This is a genomic window from Kitasatospora sp. NPDC053308 (assembly GCF_055585785.1).
Map to the genome: position 1 here is coordinate 522,867 of NZ_JBVJJY010000001.1, position 26,041 is coordinate 548,907.

Here is a 26,041-nt window from a genome sequence, read left to right on the forward strand (position 1 = left end):
TCCAATCAGTAAGGGTGTCTTCCGTTGTGACCGCACCGACTGGCCCTGCAGCGCCTGAGGAACCGCTCCACTTCCGCAAATGCCCTCGCCGCCGCTGAGCTGCTCGGTACGCTCACCGCGTGCGGAAGCTCATCGCGCTACCAGGTTGGCCATGACGGCGGGGAGTCTGCCCGCAACCAGACCGGCATGGTGCAGAAGCCGGGCGGCATGGTCAGCGTCCCGTTAATCGGCTCACGCGTCGTATGAGCAGCCCAGACGGCCCATGCGACGGTGGATCGCAGAGCCTCGCCGACCGGCTGCATGGGCGGCACCAAGGGCGCCCAGCCCGCCCACTGATCCGTTCTGGCCCCGTGGACCCGTTAGCGCGGCCGTCAGCCGACAGTCCCCAACAAGCCGACAGAAATGAGCGTCATGCCTGAGCCCGCCTCTGATGATTTCGCCAGCCTGATCGGCGGCGGCACTACCCCGAGCCGGTACGCGCAAGACGCCCCGGGCCTCAACGAAGGGCGCCGAAAGTCCACCAGAATCGTCCTGGCGGTAGCCGGATCTCTCGTCCTCGTCGGCGCTGGGATAGTCATCGGAGCGGCTGTTAACGGCCGGACCGGCGAGGACTGTTCCACCGTCCAGCTAACGCCGAACGTGAACGCCGCAAGCGCGTCGTACATCGTCGATCACGCGCCCTGCTTCGACCCGCGCGAAGTTGCCCGTGCCCGCGAAGTAATGGCTGGCACCGCCCCACAGCAGCAGCGTCCTGCCGCAGCGCCAACGCTCGACTTCAACCGCAAACAACAGATCCTTTTTGGTTGGTGCACGTCGCAGTTTCGCGGCGATGCCTTCACGACTTGCATGGGTCGGTACAAGGTCAACAACCAAGGGCAGGTCGTCCCTTGGAACGACCCGGTGCCGTGAGTTTTCGGATGCTCTCGCCTCCCGCGCCAACCCATTGCCTTTGCGGCCGTGCCCCTCCACGGGTGGGCGGCCTGCGGCCGAATACATCGGGATCATCCGAAAGGCGCTCCATGGCAGCCGGCGAGGTGCCCCCGCCGGCGGCAGGGGCGACAGAGGGCGAAGCCGCGTGATCATTCGTCCTTTGGCCTCCGGGTGGTGGGTGAACGACGTCCATCGCCGACTGAGCTCCGCTAGCCTGCTTCAGGTGACGGAAGCGATGGACGACGCTACGTGTGGCTCGCGCTACAGCATCATCGAGGAGGACCTGGTGGTCCTCGGCAAGACCTTCGGGCTCGGTGAGGTTCAGGCGTGCCGCTTCCTGCCCAACGGCCTGATGAACGGCAACTGGCGGCTCGAGACGGCCGACGGCGTATTCGCACTGAAGCGGATCATGGACGTGCCGCTGTCGCTCGCCCGCCGGAACCTGGCGGTCCTGTCGGAGGTGGCCGACGCCGGAGTCCCGGTCGGGCGGCCACTGACCACCTGCTCCGGCCAGACCGTGGCGGAGGTCGCGGACCGCGGCTACTGCCTGATCCCCTGGTTGGAAGGCGGCCACCAGCCGGGGACCGACCTCACCCTGGACCAGGCCGGAGACCTTGGCGTCTTGCTCGGCCAGATCCACCGGAGTCTGAACGACGAGCGGACCGCCCGCCTGCTGCCGCCGGTGCCGGAGCCGTCGGCCGCCCCGGTGACCACACCGAGTGCCGCGCACGCTGAGGCGGACCGCTTCATCGCGCTGATCACCGCCCTGGAGAGCCCGACTGCCTTCGACACCGAGGCGGCCCAGGCGCTGGGCGAGCGCAAGATGCTGCTCGACAAGTACGGCAGCGAACGCCCCACGACCGAGGTGGCGGCCGGTCCGGTGGGCTGGACGCATGGTGACGTGCAGCACCGCAACGTGCTGTGGCGGGACGGCAAGATCGCCGGGGTGATCGACTGGGATCGCATCCGGGTGCGTCCGTTCGGCGAGGAGGTCGCCCGCACCGCCACCGTGCAGTTCGGCGGTGAGGACGGCTTCCTCGACCTGGAACGGACCTCCGCGTTCGTGGCCGGCTACCGATCGGTGGTGCCGATCTCGGTGCCGGCCCTGGCGGATGCGGTGGAGCGGCTGTGGTGGAAGCGCATGTCCGACTACTGGCAGTTGGTCTTCCACTACGACCGGGACGACCACTCCTGTGACCACCTGTTCCTGCCCGCCGAGCGCTTCCTGGCCTGGTGGACCGAGCGGCGTGAGGACGTGCAGGAGGCGTTCGCGGCTATGCCGTGACCAGCGTGCGGACCAGTACGGCGGCGAGGGCCTCGGCGACCTGCTCCATGTAGTCCGGGGCCAGGATCTGCGGCACCTTGAGGACGATCATCTGGCGCATCGCCTTGTGGAAGTTCGGCAGTGCGTCGATGGTCGGCGGCCGGTAGGGGCTGCGGGCCAGGTGCGGCCAGAACCGGGCGGCCAGGTCCGGGCGCTGGAGCAGCGGCGCCTGCGCCCAGTCCTCGTACAGGGAGCGGACGGGGACGCCGGCGGCCTTGAGCCGCTTGCTCAGTTCGGCCGGGTCCGGCACGCGGACGTTGATCGTCAGCGGGGTGCCGTACCAGCCGCGCACGGACAGCTCGCCGATCGAGGGCCAGGTGACGGGCGCGTCGCACTCCTCCAGCACCTTGCGGAGGGTGGTGAGGTTCTGTTCGGCGGCCAGCATCCGGTCGGGGAGGGATCGCAGCTGCTGGCGGGCGATGACGGCTGACACGGCGGGCATCCGGTACTTGTAGGCGGCGCCGGTAGTGGCGAACGGCTTCAGCTCGGGGAGGGTGAGCTCGGCGGCCAGGCGGGCGGGGTGGTGGCCGAGGGTGAGGGCCCGCTCGTAGACCTCACGGTCCGTGGTGGTCAGGATGCCGCCCTCTCCGCCCGAGACGGACTTGGATTCCTGGAGGCTGAAGCATCCGGCGGCACCCCAGGAGCCGACGGCGCGGCCCTGGTAGAGCGCTCCGTGGGCGTGCGAGCAGTCCTCGACGATCGGCAGGCCGGTGGCCTTGGCGAGCTGGTCCATGCGGGCGGGGATGCCCCAGGTGTGGGTGGCGAGGACCGCGGAGCAGGCGGGGGCGGCCTCGGCGACAGCGGTGGCGGCGATGTTCGGGCTGTCCGGCTCGATGTCGCAGAAGACGGGGTAGCTGCCGGCCTGGAAGACGGCGGTGATGGCGGAGACCCAGGTCATCGGGGAGACGGCGACGCCGGCCTGGGGGCTGGCGCCGACCGCATGGAGGGCGGCGTGGAGGGAGGCGGTGCCGGAGTTGAACGACAGCGCGTGGCGGGTGCCGGTGAGGCGGGCAAAGGCGGCTTCGAGGGCGTTGGTGGCCGGGCCTCGGTTGATCTCGGACAGGTGGCCGTCGTCGAGGAGCTTGAGGATGGCATCCTTCTCGGCCTGCCCGTACTTGGGCTCGCGGGGGAACGGGAGAGTGACGGCAGGGTCGTTCACGGGTTTCCTTTCGGGCGGGGGCGTGAGCGGAGGCTGGACTGGGTTATGGGCGGCGTCGTGCGCTGGAGTCGGCGTCGGGGGTGATGCGCGGGATTGCGGAGAGGTGGCCGTGGTCGAGGTCGTCGAGGTCGGCCTGGATCTGCGCGGCCCGCAGCCGGACCATGTCCTGGTCGTCGCAGGAGGCGTGGAACTGCAGCAGCGAGTAGGCGATGCGCAGGCGGAAAAGGACCAGCGGCAGCAGGTGGTCGGCGGGGATCGGCCCGTCGAAGTAGCCGTCGAGCAGGGCCGCGGTCATCGGGGCTGGTTCGCGCAGCGACCAGCCTGCGAGTTCGGCCAGCGGGTCGCCGCCGCGCACGCTCTCCAGGTCGACGATGCCGGTGATCTGCCGTCCGTCGGTGAACAGGTGCCGGCCGACCCAGTCGCCGTGCAGCAGCCGGGGCCGGCCTTCGGCCAGGCGGCCCGATCCGACGTCCAGGATGAAGCGGGTGCGGTTCAGCAGCCCGGGCAGGTCCAGGCCGTCGAGGCTCGGGACGCTGCGGGGTGCGAGGCTGAGGAACCAGCCCTGGATAGTGGCGTGCTGGCCGATGCCGTGGCCGTCGAGCTGGCCGAAGCTGCCGACCTCGATGCTGTGCAGGCGCCGGAGCATCTCGCCCGCGCGGGCCGCCGCATCCAGGTCCTGCGGCGTGGGCGGCTCGGCTTCGAGGGGGTGGCCGGGGCAGCGGGTCTCCACGCAGGCTTCCCGGCTGTGCCAGAGGATCTCGACGGCCGGGATGCCGGCCTCGCGGATGCGGGCCGAGGCCCAGGCGGCGGTCGGGTAGCGCGAGCGGCTGCCCGCGCGGCGGACCTTGACGACCAGGTTGTCACCGGCGTGGGTGGTGACCGCGAAGGGGAGGCTATCCGTTCCGGCCTTGAGCGGGGTGAAGCGTGCACCGGCGGGGTCGAAGCCTGCCGCGGCGAGCGCGTTGACCAGCAGCGGGTGCGGGCGGTTGATCACCGGGTCAGCGGCGGCCATCGGGCACCTCCGGCACGGGGACGGGACGGCGGTGGACGGCTGAGGCCAGCGCGGCGTCCAGCAGGGCGATGGAGCGAAGGTTGTCGGCGGCGGGCACCGGCAGGGGATGGTCCTGGTGGAGGGCGTCGACCATGGCGGTGATGCACCGCTGGTAGGCCGGCGGACCGGCCTCGGGCGCGTTCCGCGCTCGGTGGGGGTCCGGGGCCCATCGGGCGGCGAAGCCCCGGCTCTCCACCCGCCAGTCACCGCCCGCGTCGGTTCGCAGGGCGGGGTCGACGATGTACCCGCCCCGGTAGGTGAACAGGGAGCCGTCGGCGAAGTGGACGGTGACCGTGGCGATCGAGCTGTGCGCCGCGAGGAAGCCTGTCGCCGTCTCGGTGCAGGTGACCTCGGTGGGTGGCGCGGTGATCAGCGCGCGGACCTGATCGAAGGCGTGGACGGCGAGGTCCGTGGTGACGGGCAGGTGCTGGCCGGCACGGAAGCCTGGGCCGGGCAAGGTGACCAGGGTGTCGGCGGTGATGGCAAACGGCGCCCGGCCGCGGGAGCGGACCGTGTCGGCGAAGGCGAGGAAGTCCGGGTCGGCGCCCCGGTTGTGCATGACGGCCAGCAGCAGGCCGCGTTCGCGGGCGAGGTGGACGAGGTCGAGGGCGTCGGGCAGGTTCAGGGCGAGCGGCTTCTCGGTCAGGACGTGCAGGCCCTGGGCGAGGGCCGATCGGCTGACGGGGTAGTGGAGTTCGGGTGGGGTGAGGTTGACGGCGACGTCGGCTTCGGCCGAGGCGAGCGCGCCGGGCAGCGTCGTCGCGAAGGCCGGGTTCAGCCCGTACCTGGCGGCCAGGGCTCGGGCGGCCTGCTGGTCGGGGTCGACGAGGGCGGTGATCTCGATGCGCCTGTCGGCGAGCAGGGAGCGGAGCCAGCGGCTGGCGATGGCACCGCAGCCGATGATCACGGCCTTCACGACGCCTCCTTGAGCCTGTGCGGCCTGGGGGCGGGGCTGGGCCGGCTCTGGGCAGCCTGGTGGCGGTGGCGGTGGACGTGGACGAGGGCTCGTGCGGTGAGGTCGTCGAGCGAGCCACTGGTGGCGTCCAGCAGGGCGACGGCCGGGGCGAGCGGGCGCGCGAGGTAGGCGTTGAAGTGCTCGCTGAAGTGCCGGTCGTAGAAGATCGTCGGCATGCCCTTGCGCAGGCGGGCCCGACGGGCGAGCACGTCCGGGTCTGCGGTGAGCACGATCGTCAGGTCGGGCATCGCCACCGGACGGCCGGTGACCAGGTGCCGGGCTTGGTCGTCACAGTCGAAGCCGTGCATCCGGCCGACGGCGTGGGCGTGGGCGAGAAGCGTGTCCACGGTGCGGTCGAGGATCACGTCCCGGCCCTCGGCGAGGGCCTGCCTGGCGCGGGCGAGCCGCAGGTCTTCGACGTCCAGGAACTGGGCGATGTTGGCCAACTGGTGCTCGGTTGTGAACGGTTCGGGGGCCGGCAGCCGGGTGGGGTCGGGGCTGGCGTGGTAGTAGCAGGGGATGACGGCGGGCCGGTTGAGGTGGGGTGCGAGTTGGGCGGCCAGCGTGGTCTTGCCGACGCAGCTGACGCCCTCGATGCCGAGGATCACGCGAACTCCCTGTCCGTTGTGGTGGATGGGGCGGTGCGGCGGTTGCTCTTGGGGGCGAGTGCGGTGTGCCGGGTGCCGGTGACCGCCCAGCGGCCGAGCGCGGTCAGCGGGCCGACGCTCTTGAGCAGGAGCCCGGCCAGCGTCTCCGCGCTTCGCAAGGCGGTCTCCCGCACCGTCAGCGGCCGGCCTTCGGCTGCGGCGAGAGCGCGGACCGGTGCGACGGTGGCTGCCCAGAGCGCCGTTGCGGCCGCTGCCCGGATGGGCAGGCGGGTGCGCGGGCCGAGTGCGAGGGCCAGGCAACCAGCGGTGGCAGGCGACACCAGCAGCCACGCCATGCCCCGGTAGGCGCCGATGGCCAGGGCCGCCGCATGGTCGCGGCTGCTGCCGTGACCTTCGGCGTGCCAGCGGGCGGCGCACTGCGGGTAATCGAGGTAGCTCTGGAACCACCGCTCGCTCTGGGCGAGCAGCTCGCTCAGGTATTCGGCCGCCGGCACGGTGGTGGTGACGGGCAGGCTGTCCACCGGGAAGCCGTCCACGGTGAGCCGGTAGCCGAAGGCGACGTCGTCGAGGACGGTGAAGGTGGGCAGCCCACCGACCTGCCGGAAGACGTCCATGCGAACGAGGAGGCCGTGGCCGACGGTCTGGGCGAGTCCCGGCAGACCAAGGGTGGTGCGCGGGCGGCGGGCGACGTTGGCGTACCGGCGGAGGTTGGGGATCTCGCGGCGAAGGGTCCACAGGGTTTGGGCGCGGGCGGCGCCTCGGCACAGGCTCCGCTCCCACCAGGCGCCGGCCGTGTTCTGGGTAGCGAAGCGAGCCGACTGCTGTACGACGCACGGAAGTTCGCCGTCGTTGGCTTGGCGGTGGGCCAGGAAATCGGCGGTCCGCTCCAGCAGCTCGCGGCTCGGGCGGGAGTCCACGTCGTAGACGGCGATGTACTCCTGGTCCGCTTCGGCGGTGGAGAGTTGGTCAACGGCGGCATTCACCTGTGCGGCCTTGCGCCCGTCCCCTCGGTAGTGGACGTGCCGGACCATCCGGTCGGGCTCCGGCAGACGTGCGAGTTCTGCTGTGACGACGTCCGCTGTGGTGGGGAAGCCGGAGAGCACCTTGGCGGCCAACGCGCCGGTCAGCGACGCCTCGCCGGCGTGGGCCAGGGCCTCGCCGAGGGCGGCCAGCTCGTCGTCGGTCAGCTGCGGGAACCGCTCCACCGTGAGGTCGGCCGCCGTCGACCCCGCCAGCCGGGCGGCCAGGTGATGCCGCTCGGCCTCCTCTCGGGTCGTGGTCACCATGGTCAGCGTCGAGCCGGGGAAGTCGCTTAGGAGAGGCACGAACCAGGCCAGGGCGGCGGGGATCTGCTGTTGCTCCCGCAGCACCGGGATGACGACGTGCAGCACCAAGGGAAACGTCAACCGCCCGTCTCCAGTCGGCGCCGGCCGGTCGGCCCAGGCCAGCGTCCGGCGGACCTGCCGCTGACCGTTCAGGTTGCGCGCGGCCACGGCGGCGGCGATCCACCAGGCCGTGCTTCGCCACAGCGGCTTCCGAGCTTTGGGGTTCACTCGGTGCCGCCGGCGAGGACGTAGTCGTGGAACAGCCGGTAGGTATCCCGCAGTGAGCTGGCCGGGTAGGCGTCCTGCCACGGCTTGTCGGGGCCGGCGAAGTGCACGAGGGCGGCGGTCTTCTCGTCCTGGAGGAGCTGGGCGAGGGGGCTGTCGGCCTCGGCGTAGTGGATGAACCCGGGCGCGGTGGCCTGCGGGGACATGGCGAAGGTGTTCCACCGCCTGTCCAGGCGTTGCCAGCTGTCGTCGACGGCCCAGTTCAGGGCGTCCTGGTCCCAGAACCGGACCTTGTCGGGGTGCTCGGACAGGAACTGCCGGGAGCGGTCGAAGACGCCGAGTTGCTGACACCGGTCGAGATCGATGAGCATGACGCCGCTGTTGAAGTAGTCCCTGCCGTACGGGACGCCGAGCTCCTCCCAGCCGGGAAGCTGGATGCCGCGGCCGACGACCGGGTTCTGCGGGTCGCGCACCGCCCCGATCGGGCGCCCGTCGAGGGACTGCCGCAGCAGGGGCCGGAGGTCGCCGAGCACCATGGTGTCGGCGTCCAGGTAGAGCACCCGCCGCTCGTCCGGGATGACCTCCGGGATGGCCAGACGCACGTACACCGCGCCGCTGACCCAGGCGGAGACCGGGTAGAGCGGGTCGGTCGCCGGTGCCGGCCGCAACTCGGTGGCGAGGCCGATGCGGTCGGCGTCGCGCCTGATCGCCTTCCGGTTGGCGTCGCTGATCTGCTGGTCGAGGACGATCAGGCGAAGCTCGTCGACGGTGCCGGGGTGGGCGGCGGCGATCGAGTGCATCAGCGTCCGCAGCGGGCGGGCGTATCCGTCGTCGACCCCGCAGACAAGCGCGGGCAGCGGGCGCGGGGCAGTGTTCACGAGGCGCTCCTTCCGGTGGTGGCAGTGGTCTGGAGGGGGAAGTGCTGCTGGGCCCAGTCGAGGGTCTGGCGCAGGCCGTCGCGCAGATGCGTGGTTGGCTCCCAGCCGAGGTGGGCACGGGCGGTGGTGATGTCGGGGCAGCGGCGCTTGGGGTCGTCGGCGGGCAGCGGGACGAAGGTGACGACGGAGGCGGAGTCGGTCATCGTCCGGATCTCCTCGGCGAGCTGCAGCATGGTGATCTCGTGCGGGTTGCCCAGGTTCACCGGGCCGGAGTAATCCGCGATGGCGGCGGCGAGTAGACCGGTGACGGTGTCGGACACGAAGCACAGCGAGCGGGTCTGGCTGCCGTCGCCGGCCACGGTGATCGGCTCGCCTGCCAGTGCCTGCTGGATGAAGGCGGGCACCGCGCGGCCGTCGTCGGCGCGCATCCTCGGGCCGTAGGTGTTGAAGATCCGCACGATGCGGGTGCGGGTGCTGCCGGTGCGCTCGAAGCAGGAGGTCAGCGCCTCGGCGTACCGCTTGGCCTCGTCGTAGACGCTGCGGGGGCCGACCGGGTTGACGTTGCCCCAGTACTGCTCGGGCTGCGGGTGCACGAGCGGGTCGCCGTACACCTCGGAGGTTGAGGCCAGCAGAAACCGGGCGTGCTTGGCCTCGGCCAGTTCCAGGGCGTTGAGCGTGCCCATCGCGCCGACCTTCAGCGTAGCCAGCGGGTGGCGGGCATAGTCGAGCGGCGAGGCGGGCGACGCGAGGTGGAAGACGAAGTCCACCGGACCGGCCACTGTGAACGGCCGGGTCACGTCGTCAGTCTGGAAACGGAAGCGGTCGGCCGAGCTCAGGCCGGCCAGGTTGTCGAGGCGGCCGGTCAGCAGGTTGTCGACGCCGACCACCTCTGCCCCCAGGCTCAGCAGGCGCTCGCACAGGTGCGAGCCGATGAACCCGGCAGCACCGGTGACGACTGCGGTACGGCGGGCGAAGGCCGCGGGCAATGTCGTGGCTGCGGGGTCTCGCGGGTAGGGCAGTGCTGCTTGCAGGCGTGGCACGGTGCGTGTCCTCCAAGTCCTCGGGCGGGGGTCGGCTTCGTGGCGGGCCGTCGTGGCAGGGCGGGCCCGGGGTTCCGACGGCCGGATCGTGATCGGGAAGGGATCGTGGGGGCGGTGCCGCGACCGGGTGGTCAGCGCTGAGCTGGTGGTCGGTGGCTGCCCCGAGCAGCGCGAGCGTGACGACGTGCCCCAGACCCCACAGCACGGTGAGCGCTGTCCCGACCGGGTCGCGGTGTGCGCCGCGGTGCCTGCCCTGACGACTCTGATGCGGCCTTTGGACTGCCTCCATAGCTCCTCCCCTCGCTGGCCTCCGGGGTCGGGCGGCCGGTACAGGTTCGCCGGGCCGCAGCGCAACTCGGAACGTTTCTGGGGGGTTTCTGGTCGATGCGGCCCGCGCCACCGCGGGTAGCAGTACGCTCACCAACAGGTCATGAATCGCCGGGGGGGTTGAGATGAGCTCAGACGTTCTGGCAGTCCACCCGCTCACCCACCTGATGCGGTTACGCGGGTGGGGAAAGATCCAGTTCGCGCGCATGATGCGCGACCACGGTGCGGCGCTGAAGATCCACCTGGCGACCAACCGGACGCTGGTGTGGAAGTGGGAGCAGGGCCAGGAACCCGAGCCCGATGCACAGTTCGTTCTGGCCGACCTACTCGGGGTCAACCCCCGTACTCTGGTTGCCAATCCGTGGCCGCGGTGGCTCCCGGTCTGGGAAGTGACCGGCATCACGGCGCCATGGACAAAGGCCGGTACCGTGGACGTACTGGTGGAACTGGTCAGGAGTGGTCATATGGATCGGCGGGGCTTTCTCACCATCACCGGGGCCGCCATGGCCACCGTCGCCGCGAGCTGGGCTGCGGCCTCACCCGCCTTCGCCTCCGCCCTGCGAGGCGACCAGGTGACCGACTCCATGGCGGACACCCTCGAAGCCCGCGTGGCCACCCTCCAGACCCTGGATGCCCAGATGGGCGGCGCCCGCCTCATCGAGCAGGCCCGCGGCGACCTCGCCATCATCACCACCTTGCTCAAGCAGGGCCGCCACACTGAAGACGTCGAGGTCCGCCTCTACGGCCTGGCCGCCCAGGTCAACTACATCGCCGGCTGGATGGCCTACGACAGCGGCCTGCGCTCAGCCGGCCAGCAGTACTACCTCGGTGCCTTGCGCGCCGCGAAGACCATCGGCGACGACGCTCTCGGCGCCTTCCTGCTCGCCGAGATGGGCGTCCACCTCTCCGACGCCGGAAACCCTGCCGAACGTGTCGCCCAGGTCGAGACTGCGCTCGACAACACCCCCGCGACGATGCAGCCCGGCGTCCGCAGCTACCTCGAACTCCATCACGCCGAGAGCCTCTCCCGCGACGGCCAGCACAAGAAGGCCGCCGCTGCCCTCAATCGCGCCCATGACCTCTGGTCCAGGAACGGCGGCGACAAGCTCCCGACCTGGCTCTCCTGGTACGGCGACGCCCAGCTCAGCTCCACCGAGGGCAAGGTCCTGCTCCGCGCCGGCGAGGTCGACCGGGCCACCAGCGCCCTTGCTTCCTCCATCGACCATGCCGTCCCCCGAGACCAGGCTGTCCGTTCCGGCCGCCTGGCCACCGCCCGCCTCGCCGGCAAAGACCTCGACGGCGCCCTCGATGCCGCCAACCGCGGCCTCAGTCTCCTCGAAACGAAGGTCCACTCCGTCCGTGCCGTCAGCCGCCTCACCAAGTTCGACGGCTACCTCGAGCCCTACGCCGCTGAGCCCGCTGTCGCCGAGTTCCGCGAGCGCCTGCAGGCTCTGCCCGCCATGGCTGCCTGAGCTTGACCGGGCAGATGCCTCCTGAACGAGTTGGTGGGGCCAACGTTGCCCAAGCGTTGGCCCCACCATGCGCCCGCGGCTAATCCCACGTAGTGCCCGCCAGCAGGCCGTCGAACGCGAGCGCTCTCATGGCGGTGTCGAAGTCGTCCCACTCGTCCTCGGGGGCGGTGAAGTGCTGTTCGAAGAAGGTGCGGGTGAGATCGGGCTCGTGCCACTCGTGCGCGCACCGGCAGCGGACGAAGACCAGTTGGCGGACGTTGAGAAGTAGCCAGTCGCGGCGGGCCCGGCAGTGGGGGCAGGTGATCGGGATTCCGCGGGCGTCGAGTTCGTTGGGGTGGGGGACGGCTCGGATAGTGGTGGGGCGGGCGGAGTTCTCGTCGTGGCGGCGGTTGATCAGCGTGGTGCCCTTCATCCGGTGACGTTCTAGCGACACCACAAGACGTGCGGCGGCCGGGATGTTCCCGACCGCCGAAGACGACATCACATCGACACCTGACGGCGTCAGCGGCTGCGGTTGGGCGTGGTGTCGACAGCGGCGGTGGGTGCGACCGCGGGGTCGGTGAGGGCGGCGGCACGCGCACCGAGCGCGATCGCAGCGGGTGAGCGGCGGCGCGCGGCCTCGGCGGCCAGGTTGCGTTCGGGGTTGCGGCTGGTGTGCTGGATGCGGCCGAGGAGGACCTTGGCGGGCTGCCGGGCGGTGGTGAGTTCGCGGCGGGCGGCGGCCTCCTGGAGGAGTTGTCGGGGCTGGTGGCCGAGGGCTTTGGCGTCGGCGAGGACGGTGGCCAGGGCGGGCCAGTTGGGGTCGGCGAGGATCCGGGTCGCGTGGTCGGGGACGGCGGAGCGGACGTCGCCGGCGAGGGTGTTGGTGATCTCCGGCTTCGGTTGGCGGTGGATGAGGGCAGCGAGCTGCTCGGCGGCGGCCTGGTCGTAGGCGGCCTGCAGGTGCTGCACGGCCTGCTGGGCGGCCTGGGCCTGCTGGGCGTGTCCGCGGGCCTGGTGCCAACGGCCGGCGAGGACTGCCGCCCACACCAGGGCGGCGATCATCACGGTGAGGGCGTTACCGTCGGGCCCGTCGCTGGCGTGGATGATGTCGCGGGCGGCGCGGCGGAGGTCGGCGGAGGCTTGGTGGTCGGCGCGGACCTGGGAGCGCTGGGCGCGGGCGAATGCCCGGGTGGCGGCTCGCAGTTCGGCCCGCAGGTCCTGCGGAGCCGTCTGAGCGGTGGCGTTGATGATGTCGCCCAGCGCGGTGATCTGCGCCTGCGCCAGCGCGCCGTCGCCGTTCTCCCCGCCTCCGCCGCTGGCGGCTTCCTCGGCGAGGTGGGTGTGGAGGGTATCGAGGGCGTCGGTGGTGCGCTGCCAGCTCGTGGTGGGCCGGTTGCGTCGGGCGGTGGGGTGCTCTTCGGGGGTGCCGGCTGTGAGGCGGGCCTGGAGCTTGGGCAGGGAGAGGTCGGGGGCGAGCTTGCTGCCGGGGATGTAGATCTGCTGGCCGTTAGCGTTGGTGTCGCCGGGGCGGCCGACGGCGTAGCCCTGGAGGTCGCCGGACGGGAAGCGGCGGATGTTGACCTCGACGCCGTCGGCCTGGAGGTAGGCGAGGAGTTCCTCGACGTTGCCGGCGTGCGGGATGGCGTCGCGGATGCGGTCCCGGAGCCAGTCGCGGCTGGTCTGCTGCCAGCCGAGGCGGTCGGCCTTGTGCATCTCGGCCTGGGTGGGGCGGCGCTCGCCGGTCCGGTCGCCGGGCTGGACCTGGTGGAGGCCGAGTTCCTTCTCGATCTTGCGGGCTTCGGCCTGGGCGCGCTTGCCGCTGTTGTGGAGCTTGGGGCGTCGGCCGTCCTCACGGACGGTGGTGGCGAGGATGTGGATGTGGTCGTCGGCGTGGCGGACGGCGATCCAGCGGCAGCCGTGCGGGTCGCGGTCGGGCGCGATGCCGGCGGCGTGGACGACGCGGCGGGCGATCTCTCCCCATTCGGCGTCGGAGAGGTAGCGGTCACCGGGGGCTGCGCGGACGGGGCAGTGCCAGACGTGGTCGGTCACCTTCTTGCCGAAGCCGCTGTTGCGCAGGTTGACCGGCTCGTCGAGGATCCGGGCGAGCTGGGTGAGGGTGGCGCTCGGGTCGCGGCCTGGGTCGCGCAGGCCGAGCGGGCTGAAGGAGGCGACGATGTGCGGGTCGAGGTGCTCGTCGTGGCGGCCGGGTCCGTAGAGGTAGGCGAGCAAGCCGCGGGTGTTGCCGCCGGGATCCTTGATGGAGGGGATCACGGGTGCTGGCCTCCTTCGTGGTTCGCGGTGGGGATGAGCAGGGCTTCGGCGATGTCGCGGAGGAGGTCTTCCAAGCGGATCAGGCGTTCGCGGCTGTCGGGTTCGAGGCGGTCGTCGCGGTGGAGGACGTGGACCATCTGGTTGATGTTGTTGCCGATGGCGTTGATCTCCTGGCGGACCTCGGCCCGGAACTCCTGTAGGGCGAGGCGGTCGGTGTGCAGGGGCAGGTCGACGGTGAACTCACCCCGGATGAACGCCAGCGAGATGTCGCCGACGTATCCGGAGATCGTGTCGCCGTATCCGTGGCGGTCGGCGGCGTCCAGCAGCGCGGCGTGTTCCAGCGGGGTGTAGCCGACCGGTCCGACGCGCGCCGTGCGGCGGATTCCGGTGTGTTTGCGGTGCTTGCCCTTCGGCATCGGTTGGGCGCCTTCGGGGGCGTTCAGTTCCGGGACGTCGAGCGCGGCGGTGTTCTCGTGCAGGAACGCGGCACGGGCGGCACGGATGCTGTCGTCATCTACGACGGCGGGCAGCTCGTCGGCGCTCTGGTCGGAGCGAACGCGGGCGAGGATGTCACGCTGCAGCGCGTCGAGCTTGTCCAGGCCGAGGGCCTTTGCCTGGTCCGGCGCGCCCTCGCGCCGGGCCTCCTCCGCCACCCCTGGGGCGGAGACTCCCAGACCCGCGCGAAGTGTCGGAGACTGGGTACAACTGGCTCCGCCAGGAGCCGAGTTACCGAACGCGCGGAGCAGCCGGCCGATCAGCCTACCGCCCTTGGAACCCTGCTCGGGCACGGTACGGGCTGGATCGCGGCGGGGCTGCGGGGCGGGCAAGGAGTCCTCCGGAATTCCGGTCGTGGTGGGCGGAGCATGCACGAGGTGTGCGCGGCAATCGGGATGATGGTCGGGTAGGGGAACCGGTTTGGCGGTGCCGGATATCCGGTGTAGGAGGCGGGCTCCGGGAGTTCCGGTGTTCCCACCGGCGGCATGCGGGGCGACGGTTATCAGCGCGGAAGGGAGAGCGGCCCGCCTGCTCCGGCAGGGCCGGTGCACGGGCGAGCCGCGACGAGCGGCGGGACGTCATGCGGCCGAGAGGCTGGCCTGCGTATCGTCTTGCCGCCCGGCCTGCTCGTCCTTGAAGCGCTGGGTCAGCTTGCCGAGGCGGTCGCTGGCGATCGGTATGCCGGCCTCGCGCAGGGCGGTCCTGATCACGGCCTGGGTGGGGCCGTGCTCCTCCACGGCTGGGCGAGCGATCTCGGCCAGCTCGTCCATCGAGGCGGCGGGCCTGCGTCCGGGCCGCTTGGTCCCCACGACCGGCTCCCGGTCGACGGGCGGCGTCTCGTCGTCACCCGTGGCCTGGGGCCCGTCGTCGAGCTGGTCGTCACGTTCTGCTTCCACCGTGGGAACGGGGTCGGCTGCTGGGGGAGTCGTAGCGGGCTTCAGGTGGTCATGCAGAACGGGTGCGGCCTCAGCGGGCTCGGGCTCGGTGGCGGTCGTGGTGGTGCTGTGGGCGAGGAGGGTGCCGCCGAAGAAGGCGAGGGCCGGCCATCCGGCGACCAGGATCCGCAGCCAGGCGGGGACGTGGGCGAGGTCGAGGAGTCCGGCGGTGGCGACGTTCGCGCCGAGGGAGGCGGTCAGGGCGATGGCGAACCAGGTCCAGGCGGTGCCGGCGGGGCGTTCGGTGGCGCGAAGGGTTCGCATGCGGTGCCAGGCGGCGACGAGCAGCAGGTCGACCGAGACGGGGTAGGCCCAGGCTTTCCAGCCGTGCTGTCCGGCGGCTTCGGCGATGTCGTGGAGGTGGGCGAAGGACAGGGCGCCTGCGATGGCGGCCTGTACGAGGACGGCGTCCGGGCGGGGCAGACGCGATGGGGTGGTGGCGGTCATGCGGAAGGTGGTCCTCGCGGGTCGGGTGGTGGCGGATTGCAGGCGTGCCGTGTGTCGGTGCGGGCCGGTACCAGGGGCCGGTTGTTGTCGCCGGTGTCGCAGCCGGGACGGTCAAGGCCAGGTCGTGGCACGGCGGGCTCTCTGGGGGCGTTTACGCGAACCCCCTTCTAGAGGGGGGTTCGCGCGAAAACGCTCGGGTGCGACAACGGCGTAAACGGTCGCGAAAACGCTTCTACCTGCGGTTTTTCCTCTGCGCGTCCGGCGCGACAACGGGTTGTACAACGCTCGCGGCGGTAGAGGTGCGTGAACGCTCGCGAAAACGCCCTGTTCCCGGTGACGCGGCCGTCGCGGCTGCGACTCGGCGTTTGTAGGCGTCGGTCAGTGCGGGGTCGGAGGGCTGCACCAATGCGGCGCTGGTGGGCGGTGTAGCCGGTACGACCGTCAGCGGGATGGCGGGTTGCTCGACTGCGGCCAGCGGCGCGCTGGCGCTGATGTGGCGGGCGGAGGGGAAGTAGCGGTCCTCCTTGCCGCCGCCGATGCCGCCGGCGGAGCCCTTCTCCACCTCGGCGAGCCCGGACTTGACCTGGGTGTTCAGCCGCCGACGAGCCCGACCGATGGCTGCGGCGTCCGGCTTCTTGTCGCCGGTCATGGCGGAGGCCAACTGCTTGGCGGTCACGCCATCCGGCGTTGCGCGCAGGAGTTCGGCGATGTCGATGGTCTCCTCGACGGCGCTGGTGCCCGCCTCATGGTCGTGGACGACGGTGAGCGGGCCGATCTCGCCGGTGACGGTCTTGAGGTGGTGGAGGTTGACGACGGGGTCGCCGGCCTCACCGGCAATGAACAACACGCTGCCCGCGCCGGAGGTCAGCCAGGTGGAGCCGTACACGCGGTCGAGGGTGGGGCGCTGGCCGCGCGGGGCGTCGGCGGTGGCCTTGCGCTGGTGGTGCAGTTCCAGGACCTGGATGCCCTCGCGCAGGGCCCGGTTGCGGGCGCTGTTGTAGGCGATGGCGAGGCTGTCGTCGACGAGGGTGCTGACGGCGTCCTTGAGGCTGTCGATGACGATGGTGTCGGCGCCATGTGCGGTGGCCAGCTCAGCGAGGAGGCCGGGCTCCTTGTCCAGGCTGCTCGGCAGTGGGCCCTCCCAGATGCGGAGCCGCTCGCGGACCAGCTTCTCGTGCTCGGGCCGGACCAGCCGGGCCATGGCCCGGGCGATCTGCTGGGGCCGGTCCATCGCCAGGTAGAGGACGCGCTTGCTCTCAGCGACGGGCATGCCGAGCGCCGAGTCGCCCAAGCCGATCCGGGCGAAGATCACCTGGTGGGCGATCGTGGTCTTACCGACACCGGGGGCACCGACGATCATCAGGCTCTCGCCGGCTGCCCACGCGGTTTCCCCGCGGGTGCCCCACAGGGGCTCCTTGTCGACCCCGGTCTTGGTGACGAAGTCCCAGCCATCCACCATGAAGCGCGACAGGCGGCTGTTCCCGGATGCCAGCGCCCGCTCGCGCCCCTCGCGGACCTCGGCATCCAGCGCGCTGCGGATCTCGTCCGGCTGGGCACCAGGCAGCAGGGCCTGCTGGACGGTCCGGATGCCAGTGGCATGCAGCTTCCGCAGCTCCGACTCGCGTCGCACGATGGCCGCGTAGTAGTCGGCGTTGTCCGCCGACGGCGGCGCCTCGGCGGCGAGCCGGACCAGGTAGCTCACGCCGCCTACGCGCTCCAGGGCACCGGCACCTCGAAGTCGGTCAGCGACGGCCACCGCACCGGTCGGGGCCCCGTCGAAGGCGAGGTCGAGGATTACGCGCCAGATGGTCTCGTGGGCGGGCCGGTAGAAGTCGCCGGCATCGAGAAGGGCGCGCGCCGCGTCGATGGCGGGCGCGCCCAACGCCATGCAGGCGCCGACAACCGCCCTCTCGGCGTCCAGGTCGTTCGGCGGTGTCCCCTTCGGGAACACCGCGTGGTCGTCGTCGAAGACGGCGTCGGCCGCACCGGAGCTCGACGGCCCGTGTGCCGGGCCCGTAGGCTGGGACATGGATTCCCTCCCGCGGTGCATCAGGCCCTGGCAGGCCGCACAGCGGTTGATCGTCTTGATGGGTGGTCACATAAGGGAGCCTTCACGGCCCTCGGTGCGCTAACACCGGGGGCCGCCCTCGTTTCCGGGCTCGCGCGGCCGATCGTGCTGGCCTGAGTCCGTCAACGTACGCAGAGTAAACACACACTGGCTGTGCTTCGTCAAGGCAGGTGTTGTGTGGCTACTACACGATGGCTGTGCTGGATGTTGACTTCCCCTGTGTCGGCTCGTTATCGTGCTGCCATGACGAACCCCAAGGACTGGCAGGCCGGCGTGACCGGCCGCGTTGCCGAGGCGGTCCGGCGCTTCCGCGAGGAGCGGGGGATGAGCGCGCAGGACGTTGCCGCGGCCTGCGCGAAGCTGGGCTACCCGATCGCGAGGAACGTCATCGCCAACCTCGAGAACGGCCGGCGCTCCAGCGTCGACGTGGCAGAGGTGCTGGTCCTTGCCAAGGTGCTCGGCGTCCCGCCGGTCGTCTTCCTCGTCCCCCTGGGTGAGGTCGGCGAGATCGAGCTTCTGCCGGGCTCGATGTACTCCACCGGTGAGGCGCTCCAGTGGGTCTGCGGGGAGCAGATGCCCGACCACGAGCCGGCCAATGACCTGGAGCTGCGGTTCCAGGAGATCCGCTTCTACAACGAGACGCTCCACGGCCTGCAGAGGACGATCAGCAGCTCGGAGGAGTACCGCCGCAAGGTCGCCACGGCCCGTGATGCGGCGACCCGCGAGGTCAACGTGAAACTGGTCAACCAGTTCGACGAGATCATCGGCGACTACTCGCAGGAAATCCAGGACCGAAGAGGGCTGATGCGCCAGAAGGGGATCACCCCGCCGGCCCTGCCGCCAGACCTCGCCTATCTCGACCTCAGCCACCACGACGACTGGGGGCACGTCTCTGAAGAGATCCCCGAGGCGTCCGGAAGTCCTGCTGCGGATGAGGAGAACTGAAGCCCGAGGGGCGTGCGCAAGCACCCATCTCGCGGGGCTGCCCAGTAAACAGTAGGCACTCGGGGATACCGATCTGACCTGCATCCCCGAATCACGCGGCACGCGTGACGGCCCGCCAGACCCGTCCGCGTCTCGCTCCAGGTGTTAGCGCGCTTGGGCGAGGGATCGCGCCGCCATGACCACCCATCACACGATCAGGCCGCCCGGGGTGCCAGCCCCGTGCGGTCGACGAGGAGTCCCATGCCTCAGTCTGCCCTTTCCCTTGCCCGCCTCTCGGAGGCCCTCGGCCTGCCCGAGCAGAGCCTGCTCGCCCTCGTCGCGAACTGCGACGCGGCTGCCGACCCCACCCGCGTCGCCCTCACGGTCGAGGAAGCCGCACGCCGACTCGGTGTCGGCCGCACCACGATGTACGGCCTCGTGTCCTCGGGCGAAGTGCCGTCCGTGATGATCGGCCGCCTGCGCCGGATTCCCGCCCAGGCGCTGAATGACTACATCGCCGACCGCGCCGGTGCCACCGTCGCCCTCGTGGCCTGAGGGGGACGCCATGACCAAGTCCCGCAAGCCCAACGGCGACTCGACGATCTACCAGGCCAAGGACGGGCGCTGGCACGGCTACGTCACAGTCGGGGTGAAGGACAACGGCAAGCCTGACCGGCGCCACGTCACCCGCAAGACCCGCCCGGAGATCACCAAGGCCGTCCGCGACCTGGAGGCCAAGCGCGACAAGGGCAAGGTGCCCAAGGCCGGCCAGCGCTGGACCGTCGAGAGCTGGCTCACCCACTGGGTCGAGAACATCGCGGCCCTCACCGTGGGCGAGAACACCATCGACGGCTACCGCGTCGCCGTCTACCACCACCTCATACCCGGCCTCGGCGCACACCGCCTGGAGAAGCTCGAACCGGAGCACCTCGAACGCCTCTACGCGAAGATGCAGGGTGCCGGCAGCTCGGCCGGCACGGCTCACCAGGTCCACCGCACGGTCCGCGCCGCGCTGAACGAGGCGGTCCGCCGCAAGGCCATCACCGAGAACCCGGCGACGATCGCCAAGGCCCCGGTGTTGGACGAGACGGAGGTCGAGCCGTACTCGGTCGAGGAGGTCCAGCGGCTCCTGCTCGAAGCGGCCAAGGTTCGCAACACCGCCCGCTGGGTGATCGCGCTCGCGCTGGGTCTCCGCCAGGGCGAGGTGCTCGGACTGCAGTGGGAGGACGTCGACTTCGAGGCCGGCGTCATCCTGGTGCGGCGTGGCCGACTGCGGCCCCGCTACAAGCACGGCTGCGGTGACCGCTGCGGGCGCAAGCCCGGCTACTGCCCGGCGAAGATCAACATTCGGCGGGAGACCAAGTCCACCAAGTCGAAGGCGGGCAAGCGGCCGATCGGCGTGCCCCAGGAGCTGATGAATCTCCTGGCCCAGCACAAGGAGACGCAGGACCGCGAGCGCCTGCGTGCACGCGACCTGTGGGTCGAGAAGGGGTACGTCTTCACCTCGGAGGTCGGCGAACCGCTCAACCCGAACACCGACTACCACCGGTGGAAGGACCTGCTGAAGGCCGCCGAGGTCCGCGACGCTCGGCTTCACGACGCCCGGCACACTGCCGCCACCGTGCTGCTGATCCTCGGCGTCCCCGACGCCGTGGTCGACGCCATCATGGGCTGGGAGCCCGGCAAGTCCGCCCGGATGCGGCGGCGCTACCAGCACATGACCAGCCCCGTCCTCCAGCAGACCGCCGCCAAGGTCGGCGGGCTGCTCTGGCCTACTCATGCGGCGGACCAAGACGGTGCCGGCCCGTCGCCCAGGAAGGTGCCGAGCGACGGGCCGGTAGAGCCCGTCGCAGCGAAGCCCAAGGCCGAGCGTGTCCCAGACCCGTCTGTGCTGTTCGTCGCCATCCTGGATGAGCACCGTGTCCCGTTCCTGCACAGTGCCCACGCAACCACGGTGGTCGAGCAGTGGTGCTCCGAGCAGCCGGGCCGAACCGCGGAGGTGCAGGAGTGGCAGCGCGAAAAGTGGGAACGTGAGGGTCGGGGTGGCTTGAACGCGGTACGTGACCGACTTCCCGACCGCCGGGTCGTCTTCCACGCCTTTGCGGCGTACCGACCCGGCGGCGAGCGTCTCGATCTCGCCATGCCCGAGCAATGGGCTGTCACGGCCTGGGACTTCGAGCCCGACCTCTACACCGACCGCCCAGTTTCCTGGCGCACCACCCGCCGCCCAGGCACCGACCAGCTGGTGGAGGCCCAGGTGCGCGGCACGGACAGGGATGCGGTCGCCGAGGCGTATGCCCGGGCGAAGGACCAGGCTGTCGACCGGGCCCAGAATCCCGGCAAGTACGGCGACACCAACGACTGGTAGCCGTTGACAGCCGTTCCTGCTGGCGGATTTCGCAGGGACACCGGGCGGCAGGCTGGTGGTGGAACACCAACACCACCTGCAGCTCGGATGTCAGCAGTCCTGACCCCCGACGTGGCGAGCCTGGGCCTACGTAGACGATGCGGCCCGACCTCCCCGTCGGCGTCAGCTTGTTCACCCTAGGGCCGGCGTTGGGCGGTCCGGGTCACTCACACCAGCCCGGCCGATTCCCTTCGAGCACCTGGCCCGCTGTGTCATGCTGGTGCGCCACTGAGCGTTCTGTGGGGGAGACGATGGATAGGGCGGCGCTGGAAGTCGGCTTGGTCTTCAAGGACCCGGACGGCGAGGCATTGGCAGAACGTGACATGGAGTTCCTTCTTGAGGAGATCCAGGGACTTGCGATCAATCAGCTCGTCCACCAACTCGCAGCACCTGCCCCCGCTGGTGCACGAGCAGGCGAGGCCGCCACCTACACCTCTGTTGTGCTTGGTTTGGCCGGAGCGCCCGCACTGAAGTCCATGATTCTCCTGGCACAGGACTGGCTGACGCGCCGGAATTCGGGAACGATCGACATCAAACTAGGTGAAGACGAGCTTCACTTGACCTCAGTCTCTCGCGCGGACCAGCGCAGGGCCATCGAAGTCTTCACGGCGAAGGCAGCAGACCGCTCACCCGATGCGTAAGCGCGCGCTCATCCTCGTCAATCAGCATCACGACGACGAGCGCTTCGCGGAGCTCCCCGGAGCTTCCGCCGACGCAGAACACCTCAGCGCCGTCCTCGGCGATCCGAGCATTGGCCAGTTCGAGGTCGACGTGCTGTCGAACCAGACGGCCCGCACCTGGCAGAAGGAGATCCAGCGGTTCTTCAACACCGCCGAGCGCGACGACATCCTCTTGCTGCACCTGTCGTGCCATGGCCGCAAGGACACGCGCAACCGCCTTCACTTCATCGCCCGGGACAGTGAGTTTGACATGCTGGAGGCGACCTCGGTCAGCGCCGAGTTCCTCGCCGACCGCATGGAGCAAAGCCGCAGCTGGCGGACCATTCTCCTGCTCGACTGCTGCTACAGCGGGGCCTTCACCAAGGGCATGCGTAGCCGCGGTGAGCCGGACGTCGACCTGAGCGAGGCATTCCAGGGCAACGGCCGGATCGTCATCACGTCGTCGACTTCCCTGCAGTACAGCTACGAGTCCGAGGCCCTGAGTCGGCGCAGGGACCAGCCCTCGGTGTTCACCTCCGCCATCGTCGAGGGACTGCGGACCGGTGACGCGGACATCGATCAGGACGGGCACGTCAGCGTCGACGACCTGTACAGGTTCGTCTCGCGCCGAGTCACGGATCAGGTTCCGGACCAGACACCAACCCTGAGCGTGATCTCGGTCGACGGACAGATCCGCCTTGCTCGCAGCCCCAAGGCCAACCCGCCACGCGATGCCGACAGCGCGACAACGAAGCTCCAACGGTTGCTGGTCCCGCCCGCGCTGCCGAACGTCCCCGGCCTGCGGATCGCCCACCGCTACCTACCGGCCTCACCCGAAGAACTCGCCGGCGGTGACTGGTTCGACGCGGCCCAACTGCCCGGCAGTCGTACAGCCCTGGTGATCGGCGACGCGATGGGCCTCGGCATCCACCGCATCGCGGGGACGGCCCGCTTCCGAGCAGCCGCGCTTGCACTCGTCACGCTCGACCTACCGCCTGCCCAGGTCCTGCGTCACTTGGACAACCTCTCCCACAAGCTGGGCGACGACTCCCTGCTCACCGGTCTGATTGCGATCTACGACCCGATCAACCGGACGTGCGAGATCGCGAGCGCCGGCCATGTGCCGCCTGTTCTGGTGCATCCGGACGGGCGGGCGGAGCTTATTGATCTGCCGTCCGGGGCGCCCATCGGAGTCGGCGGTGTGCCCTTCACCTCCGTGCAGATTGATGTGGCGGATGGCTCGATGATCGCCCTTTTCACCGACGGTCTGGTCGAACGCCCGGAGGCCTCGTTGGAAACGTCACTTCGCGCCCTGGGCGATCAGCTCATCGACCCGAAGCAGAGCCCCGAAGCCGTCTGCGACACCGTGCTGGATCGGTTCGTCTCGGTTGATCGGAAGGACGACATCGCTCTCCTAGTAGCGGCCCTCGACGGCCTGCCCGGAGCGGCGGTGGCCACCTGGTCCCTGTCCGTGGATACCAGCGAGGTTCACCGAGCTCGCAGCCTCGTTCGCGACCAACTGGTCGGCTGGGGGCTCACCAAAGTCGCTGAGACGGCTGAGCTCCTCGTCGGCGAGTTGATCGCCAACGCCGTCCACGCAGCCGAGCACGGCCCAATCCAGCTCCAGCTCATTCGCACGGACCGCCTTCTTGTCGAGGTCTCCGACGACAACCACAACCTGCCCTCACCGGACTTGCGCGCCGACCGCAAGAGTGGTCTCGGGCTTGTCGCTCGGCTGTGCGACCGCTGGGGCACCGCACGCAAGGCTGTGGGGAAGGTGGTCTGGTTCGAGCTCCAGATTCCTTCGGCGAGTGGGGCTGAGACTGGGTGAGAACGGTGCCATCACCATTGCAGGGGTCGGTACGACTGATGTGCACCGCAGGACCCAGCCCTGGTCGGCGCAACTACAACTGCAACCAAAACTGCAACCACGAGACGACGAAGGCCCGGACCGCTGAGCGGTCCGGGCCTTCGTTTGCCCAGGTGGGCAGATGCGGAGGATACGAGATTCGAACTCGTGAGGGGTTGCCCCCAACACGCTTTCCAAGCGTGCGCCCTAGGCCTCTAGGCGAATCCTCCGTGGGAGAGCTTAGTACATGTTTCGGGGTGGTCGCGACCACCTATCCCGCAGGCCGGGGGGTGGGGGTGGCCTGTGGATCGTCGGGGCCGGGATCCGGTAGTGTGGGGGTCAGCCCCTCGTGTGGCGTCATCTCTCTGAACCCCCCCAGGGCCGGAAGGCAGCAAGGGTAGGAGGGCTCTGGCGGGTGCACGGGGGGTCTTTGCGTTCCCGGGGCGGGGGAGCGCGGGGGCGGGGAGTGAGGGGCGACGCGTTTGTCCGTCCGTCCCGATATCGTCGGTGGTGTGTCCCTAGCCCTGTACCGCCGCTACCGCCCCGAGACCTTCGCGGAGGTCATCGGGCAGGAGCACGTGACCGCTCCGCTCCAGCAGGCCCTGCGCAACAACAGGGTCAACCACGCGTACCTGTTCAGTGGGCCGCGCGGCTGCGGGAAGACGACGAGCGCGCGCATCCTGGCCCGCTGTCTGAACTGTGAGCAGGGGCCGACGCCGACGCCCTGCGGGGAGTGCCAGTCCTGCCGGGACCTGGCGACCGGCGGGCCCGGCTCGATCGACGTGATCGAGATCGACGCCGCCTCGCACGGTGGTGTGGACGACGCGCGAGAGCTGCGCGAGCGGGCGTTCTTCGCGCCGGTGCACAGCCGGTACAAGATCTTCATCCTGGACGAGGCGCACATGGTGACCTCGGCCGGGTTCAACGCGCTGCTCAAGGTGGTCGAGGAGCCGCCGGAGCACCTCAAGTTCATCTTCGCGACCACCGAGCCGGAGAAGGTGATCGGGACGATCCGGTCCCGGACGCACCACTACCCGTTCCGGCTGGTCCCGCCCGGCACGCTGCGCGACTACCTGGCGGACGTCTGCGGCCGCGAGCGCATCCAGGTCGAGGACGCGGTGTTCCCGCTGGTGGTCCGTGCCGGGGCGGGCTCGGTGCGTGACTCGATGTCGGTCATGGACCAGCTGCTGGCCGGGGCCGGCGAGGACGGCGTCACCTACCAGATGGCGACGGCCCTGCTCGGGTACACCGACTCCGCGCTGCTGGACGAGGTGGTGGACGCCTTCGCCGCGCACGACGGGGCCACGGTGTTCCAGGTGATCGACCGGGTGGTCGAGGGCGGGCACGACCCGCGCCGCTTCGTCACCGACCTGCTGGAGCGGCTGCGCGACCTGGTGATCCTGGCCACCGTGCCGGACGCCGGGGAGAAGGGCCTGATCGACGCCCCGGCGGACCGGGTCGCGGTGATGCAGGCGCAGGCGGACGCGTTCGGCGCGGCCGAGCTGAGCCGCGCCGCGGACATCGTCAACACCGGGCTGACCGAGATGCGCGGCAACGCAGCGCCCCGGCTGCAGCTGGAGCTGATCTGCGCCCGGGTGATGCTGCCCGGCGCGTACAGCGACGAGCTGTCGCTGCAGGCGCGGCTGGACAAGCTGGAGCGCCGGGCGGCGGCGGGCGGCTTCGCCGCGCCGATGGCGGCACCGGGGGCCGGGCCGGTGGGGATGCCGGCGGCGGCTCCGGCGGGAGTCCCGGCGGCTGTCCCCGGGGTGGTCCCGGAAGCGCCGGTCGAGGCTCCGGTGCAGGCCGTGCCGGTGGCGGCTCCCGTGCAGCCGGCCCCCGTGCAGGCGGCTCCCGTGCAGGCCGCGCCGCCCGCGGCCGCGCCCGCCGGGCCCGCGCCCGGTGCCTGGCCGATCCCGCGCAGCTTCCCGCCCGCGGGCGGCGGCGCGCCCGCCCCGGCTCCCGCGACGCCGGCCCCCGCCGCGCCGCAGCCGCAGGCCGCTCCGGTGCCGGCTCCGGTGGCCGCACCCGCTCCGGCCCCAGCGGCGGCTCCCGGCGGGCAGCCGTCGGCCGCCGCGCAGCAGGGCGCGGCGCAGGTCCGGCAGCTGTGGCCGCAGATCCTGGAGGCGGTGAAGAACCGCCGCCGCTTCACCTGGATCCTGCTCAGCCAGAACGGCCAGGTCGCCGGGTTCGACGGCAGTGTGCTCCAGGTGTCGTTCATCAACGCCGGCGCCCGGGACAGCTTCGTCGGCAGCAACAGCGACGACGTGCTGCGCGCGGCGCTGGCCGACGCGCTGGGCGTGGACTGGCGGATCGAGTGCATCGTCGACCCGTCCGGTGGTGCCGGAGCCGCCCCGGGCGGCGGCGCTCCGGGCGGCGGTGCCCAGGGCGGCGGGGGCTGGGGAGCCCCGGCCCGTCCGGCCGCCCCGCCGGCGATGCCGGCGCCCGCCCCCGCTCCGGTGCCCGCGGTGGCGCCGCCGGTGCAGGCTCCGCCCGCGCGGTCCGCGCCGGTGCAGGCCCCGCCGGTCGCGCCGCCCCCGTCCCGTCCGGTGCAGTCGGTGGCCCCGGAGGACGACATCCCGGAGGAGGACGACCCGGACCTCAAGGAGGACACATTCTCCGGCCAGGACCTGATCATCCGCGAGCTGGGGGCGACGGTGCTGGAGGAGATCCACCACCGGGGCGGCTGAGCCGTCGGGGGCACCCGAGCAGG

21 protein-coding genes, 1 tRNA gene and 1 other RNA gene are annotated in these 26,041 nt (G+C 70.8%); 10 read left to right on the forward strand and 13 right to left on the reverse strand.

Features of this window, described 5'->3' with window-relative positions; translation table 11 throughout:
- Positions 1 to 411: 411 nt before the first annotated feature.
- Together ACZ6Y7_RS02415 and ACZ6Y7_RS02420 are read left to right on the forward strand one after the other, a co-directional pair.
- Complete coding sequence (locus ACZ6Y7_RS02415; RefSeq protein WP_465755993.1) at positions 412 to 909, forward strand: hypothetical protein; 498 nt, start codon at positions 412 to 414, stop codon at positions 907 to 909.
- A gap of 244 nt (positions 910 to 1,153) precedes the next feature.
- On the forward strand, positions 1,154 to 2,215 hold the full coding sequence (locus ACZ6Y7_RS02420) for a homoserine kinase (protein ID WP_465755994.1): 1,062 nt from the start codon (positions 1,154 to 1,156) through the stop codon (positions 2,213 to 2,215).
- On the opposite strand, the gene ACZ6Y7_RS02425 is transcribed toward ACZ6Y7_RS02420, so the two are convergent.
- The 7 genes from ACZ6Y7_RS02425 to ACZ6Y7_RS02455 are packed head-to-tail and all read right to left on the reverse strand — an operon-like array spanning position 2,205 to position 9,441.
- Positions 2,205 to 3,413, reverse strand: a complete 1,209-nt coding sequence (locus ACZ6Y7_RS02425; protein ID WP_465755995.1) for a DegT/DnrJ/EryC1/StrS family aminotransferase — start codon at positions 3,411 to 3,413, stop codon at positions 2,205 to 2,207. The two genes, ACZ6Y7_RS02420 and ACZ6Y7_RS02425, sit on opposite strands and share 11 nt — an antisense overlap.
- Before the next feature lie 43 nt (positions 3,414 to 3,456).
- A complete protein-coding gene (locus tag ACZ6Y7_RS02430) occupies positions 3,457 to 4,425 on the reverse strand; it encodes a phosphotransferase family protein (protein WP_465755996.1) in 969 nt (322 codons plus the stop codon).
- On the reverse strand, positions 4,412 to 5,380 hold the full coding sequence (locus ACZ6Y7_RS02435; protein WP_465755997.1) for a Gfo/Idh/MocA family protein: 969 nt from the start codon (positions 5,378 to 5,380) through the stop codon (positions 4,412 to 4,414). Before ACZ6Y7_RS02435 ends, ACZ6Y7_RS02430 begins: the two co-directional genes overlap by 14 nt.
- On the reverse strand, positions 5,377 to 6,027 hold the full coding sequence (locus ACZ6Y7_RS02440) for an AAA family ATPase (RefSeq protein ID WP_465755998.1): 651 nt from the start codon (positions 6,025 to 6,027) through the stop codon (positions 5,377 to 5,379). Before ACZ6Y7_RS02440 ends, ACZ6Y7_RS02435 begins: the two co-directional genes overlap by 4 nt.
- Positions 6,024 to 7,520: a glycosyltransferase family 2 protein gene (locus tag ACZ6Y7_RS02445; protein WP_465755999.1), complete on the reverse strand. Its 1,497-nt coding sequence runs from the start codon at positions 7,518 to 7,520 to the stop codon at positions 6,024 to 6,026. Before ACZ6Y7_RS02445 ends, ACZ6Y7_RS02440 begins: the two co-directional genes overlap by 4 nt.
- A 56-nt stretch (positions 7,521 to 7,576) precedes the next feature.
- Positions 7,577 to 8,455, reverse strand: a complete 879-nt coding sequence (locus tag ACZ6Y7_RS02450) for a glycosyltransferase family 8 protein (protein ID WP_465756000.1) — start codon at positions 8,453 to 8,455, stop codon at positions 7,577 to 7,579.
- The gene (locus ACZ6Y7_RS02455) at positions 8,452 to 9,441 is read right to left on the reverse strand and encodes a UDP-glucuronic acid decarboxylase family protein (RefSeq protein ID WP_465756460.1); all 990 of its coding nucleotides are present in this window, start codon (positions 9,439 to 9,441) and stop codon (positions 8,452 to 8,454) included. Before ACZ6Y7_RS02455 ends, ACZ6Y7_RS02450 begins: the two co-directional genes overlap by 4 nt.
- Positions 9,442 to 9,947: 506 nt before the next feature.
- Between ACZ6Y7_RS02455 and ACZ6Y7_RS02460 the strand changes: the two genes are divergently transcribed.
- On the forward strand, positions 9,948 to 11,294 hold the full coding sequence (locus ACZ6Y7_RS02460; protein ID WP_465756001.1) for a transcriptional regulator: 1,347 nt from the start codon (positions 9,948 to 9,950) through the stop codon (positions 11,292 to 11,294).
- A gap of 79 nt (positions 11,295 to 11,373) precedes the next feature.
- Here ACZ6Y7_RS02460 and ACZ6Y7_RS02465 read toward each other — a convergent pair whose 3' ends face one another.
- The 5 genes from ACZ6Y7_RS02465 to ACZ6Y7_RS02485 all read right to left on the reverse strand — a co-directional run bounded on the left by ACZ6Y7_RS02465 (position 11,374) and on the right by ACZ6Y7_RS02485 (position 17,453).
- Positions 11,374 to 11,706, reverse strand: coding sequence for a hypothetical protein (locus tag ACZ6Y7_RS02465; RefSeq protein WP_465756002.1), 333 nt, complete (start codon positions 11,704 to 11,706; stop codon positions 11,374 to 11,376).
- 89 nt (positions 11,707 to 11,795) lie between these two features.
- Positions 11,796 to 13,547 (reverse strand): relaxase/mobilization nuclease domain-containing protein, encoded by a 1,752-nt coding sequence (locus ACZ6Y7_RS02470; RefSeq protein WP_465756003.1) that lies wholly within the window; start codon positions 13,545 to 13,547, stop codon positions 11,796 to 11,798.
- On the reverse strand, positions 13,544 to 14,200 hold the full coding sequence (locus ACZ6Y7_RS02475; protein ID WP_465756004.1) for a plasmid mobilization relaxosome protein MobC: 657 nt from the start codon (positions 14,198 to 14,200) through the stop codon (positions 13,544 to 13,546). The genes ACZ6Y7_RS02470 and ACZ6Y7_RS02475 overlap by 4 nt, the downstream gene beginning before the upstream one ends.
- A 420-nt stretch (positions 14,201 to 14,620) precedes the next feature.
- Positions 14,621 to 15,424: a DUF2637 domain-containing protein gene (locus ACZ6Y7_RS02480; protein ID WP_465756005.1), complete on the reverse strand. Its 804-nt coding sequence runs from the start codon at positions 15,422 to 15,424 to the stop codon at positions 14,621 to 14,623.
- A gap of 232 nt (positions 15,425 to 15,656) precedes the next feature.
- Positions 15,657 to 17,453, reverse strand: coding sequence for a DnaB-like helicase N-terminal domain-containing protein (locus ACZ6Y7_RS02485; protein ID WP_465756006.1), 1,797 nt, complete (start codon positions 17,451 to 17,453; stop codon positions 15,657 to 15,659).
- A 282-nt stretch (positions 17,454 to 17,735) separates the two neighbouring features.
- Here ACZ6Y7_RS02485 and ACZ6Y7_RS02490 point away from each other — a divergent pair, with 282 nt between their 5' ends.
- The 5 genes from ACZ6Y7_RS02490 to ACZ6Y7_RS02510 all read left to right on the forward strand — a co-directional run bounded on the left by ACZ6Y7_RS02490 (position 17,736) and on the right by ACZ6Y7_RS02510 (position 23,313).
- Positions 17,736 to 18,437, forward strand: a complete 702-nt coding sequence (locus tag ACZ6Y7_RS02490; RefSeq protein ID WP_465756007.1) for a helix-turn-helix domain-containing protein — start codon at positions 17,736 to 17,738, stop codon at positions 18,435 to 18,437.
- 240 nt (positions 18,438 to 18,677) lie between these two features.
- Positions 18,678 to 18,971, forward strand: a complete 294-nt coding sequence (locus tag ACZ6Y7_RS02495) for a helix-turn-helix domain-containing protein (RefSeq protein ID WP_465756008.1) — start codon at positions 18,678 to 18,680, stop codon at positions 18,969 to 18,971.
- 10 nt (positions 18,972 to 18,981) lie between these two features.
- Positions 18,982 to 20,784, forward strand: coding sequence for a tyrosine-type recombinase/integrase (locus ACZ6Y7_RS02500; protein ID WP_465756009.1), 1,803 nt, complete (start codon positions 18,982 to 18,984; stop codon positions 20,782 to 20,784).
- Between the two features lie 317 nt (positions 20,785 to 21,101).
- On the forward strand, positions 21,102 to 21,464 hold the full coding sequence (locus ACZ6Y7_RS02505) for a hypothetical protein (protein WP_465756010.1): 363 nt from the start codon (positions 21,102 to 21,104) through the stop codon (positions 21,462 to 21,464).
- Positions 21,457 to 23,313 carry a caspase, EACC1-associated type gene (locus ACZ6Y7_RS02510; protein ID WP_465756011.1) on the forward strand — a complete coding sequence of 619 codons (1,857 nt, stop codon included), beginning with the start codon at positions 21,457 to 21,459 and terminating at the stop codon, positions 23,311 to 23,313. Before ACZ6Y7_RS02505 ends, ACZ6Y7_RS02510 begins: the two co-directional genes overlap by 8 nt.
- Positions 23,314 to 23,476: 163 nt before the next feature.
- Here ACZ6Y7_RS02510 and ACZ6Y7_RS02515 read toward each other — a convergent pair.
- Positions 23,477 to 23,561, reverse strand: a tRNA-Ser gene (locus ACZ6Y7_RS02515).
- Positions 23,562 to 23,669: 108 nt separating this feature from the next.
- Here ACZ6Y7_RS02515 and ffs point away from each other — a divergent pair.
- Positions 23,670 to 23,766: signal recognition particle sRNA small type (gene ffs, locus ACZ6Y7_RS02520), an RNA gene on the forward strand.
- A 77-nt stretch (positions 23,767 to 23,843) separates the two neighbouring features.
- Complete coding sequence (locus ACZ6Y7_RS02525; RefSeq protein ID WP_465756012.1) at positions 23,844 to 26,018, forward strand: DNA polymerase III subunit gamma and tau; 2,175 nt, start codon at positions 23,844 to 23,846, stop codon at positions 26,016 to 26,018.
- Positions 26,019 to 26,041: the final 23 nt, after the last annotated feature.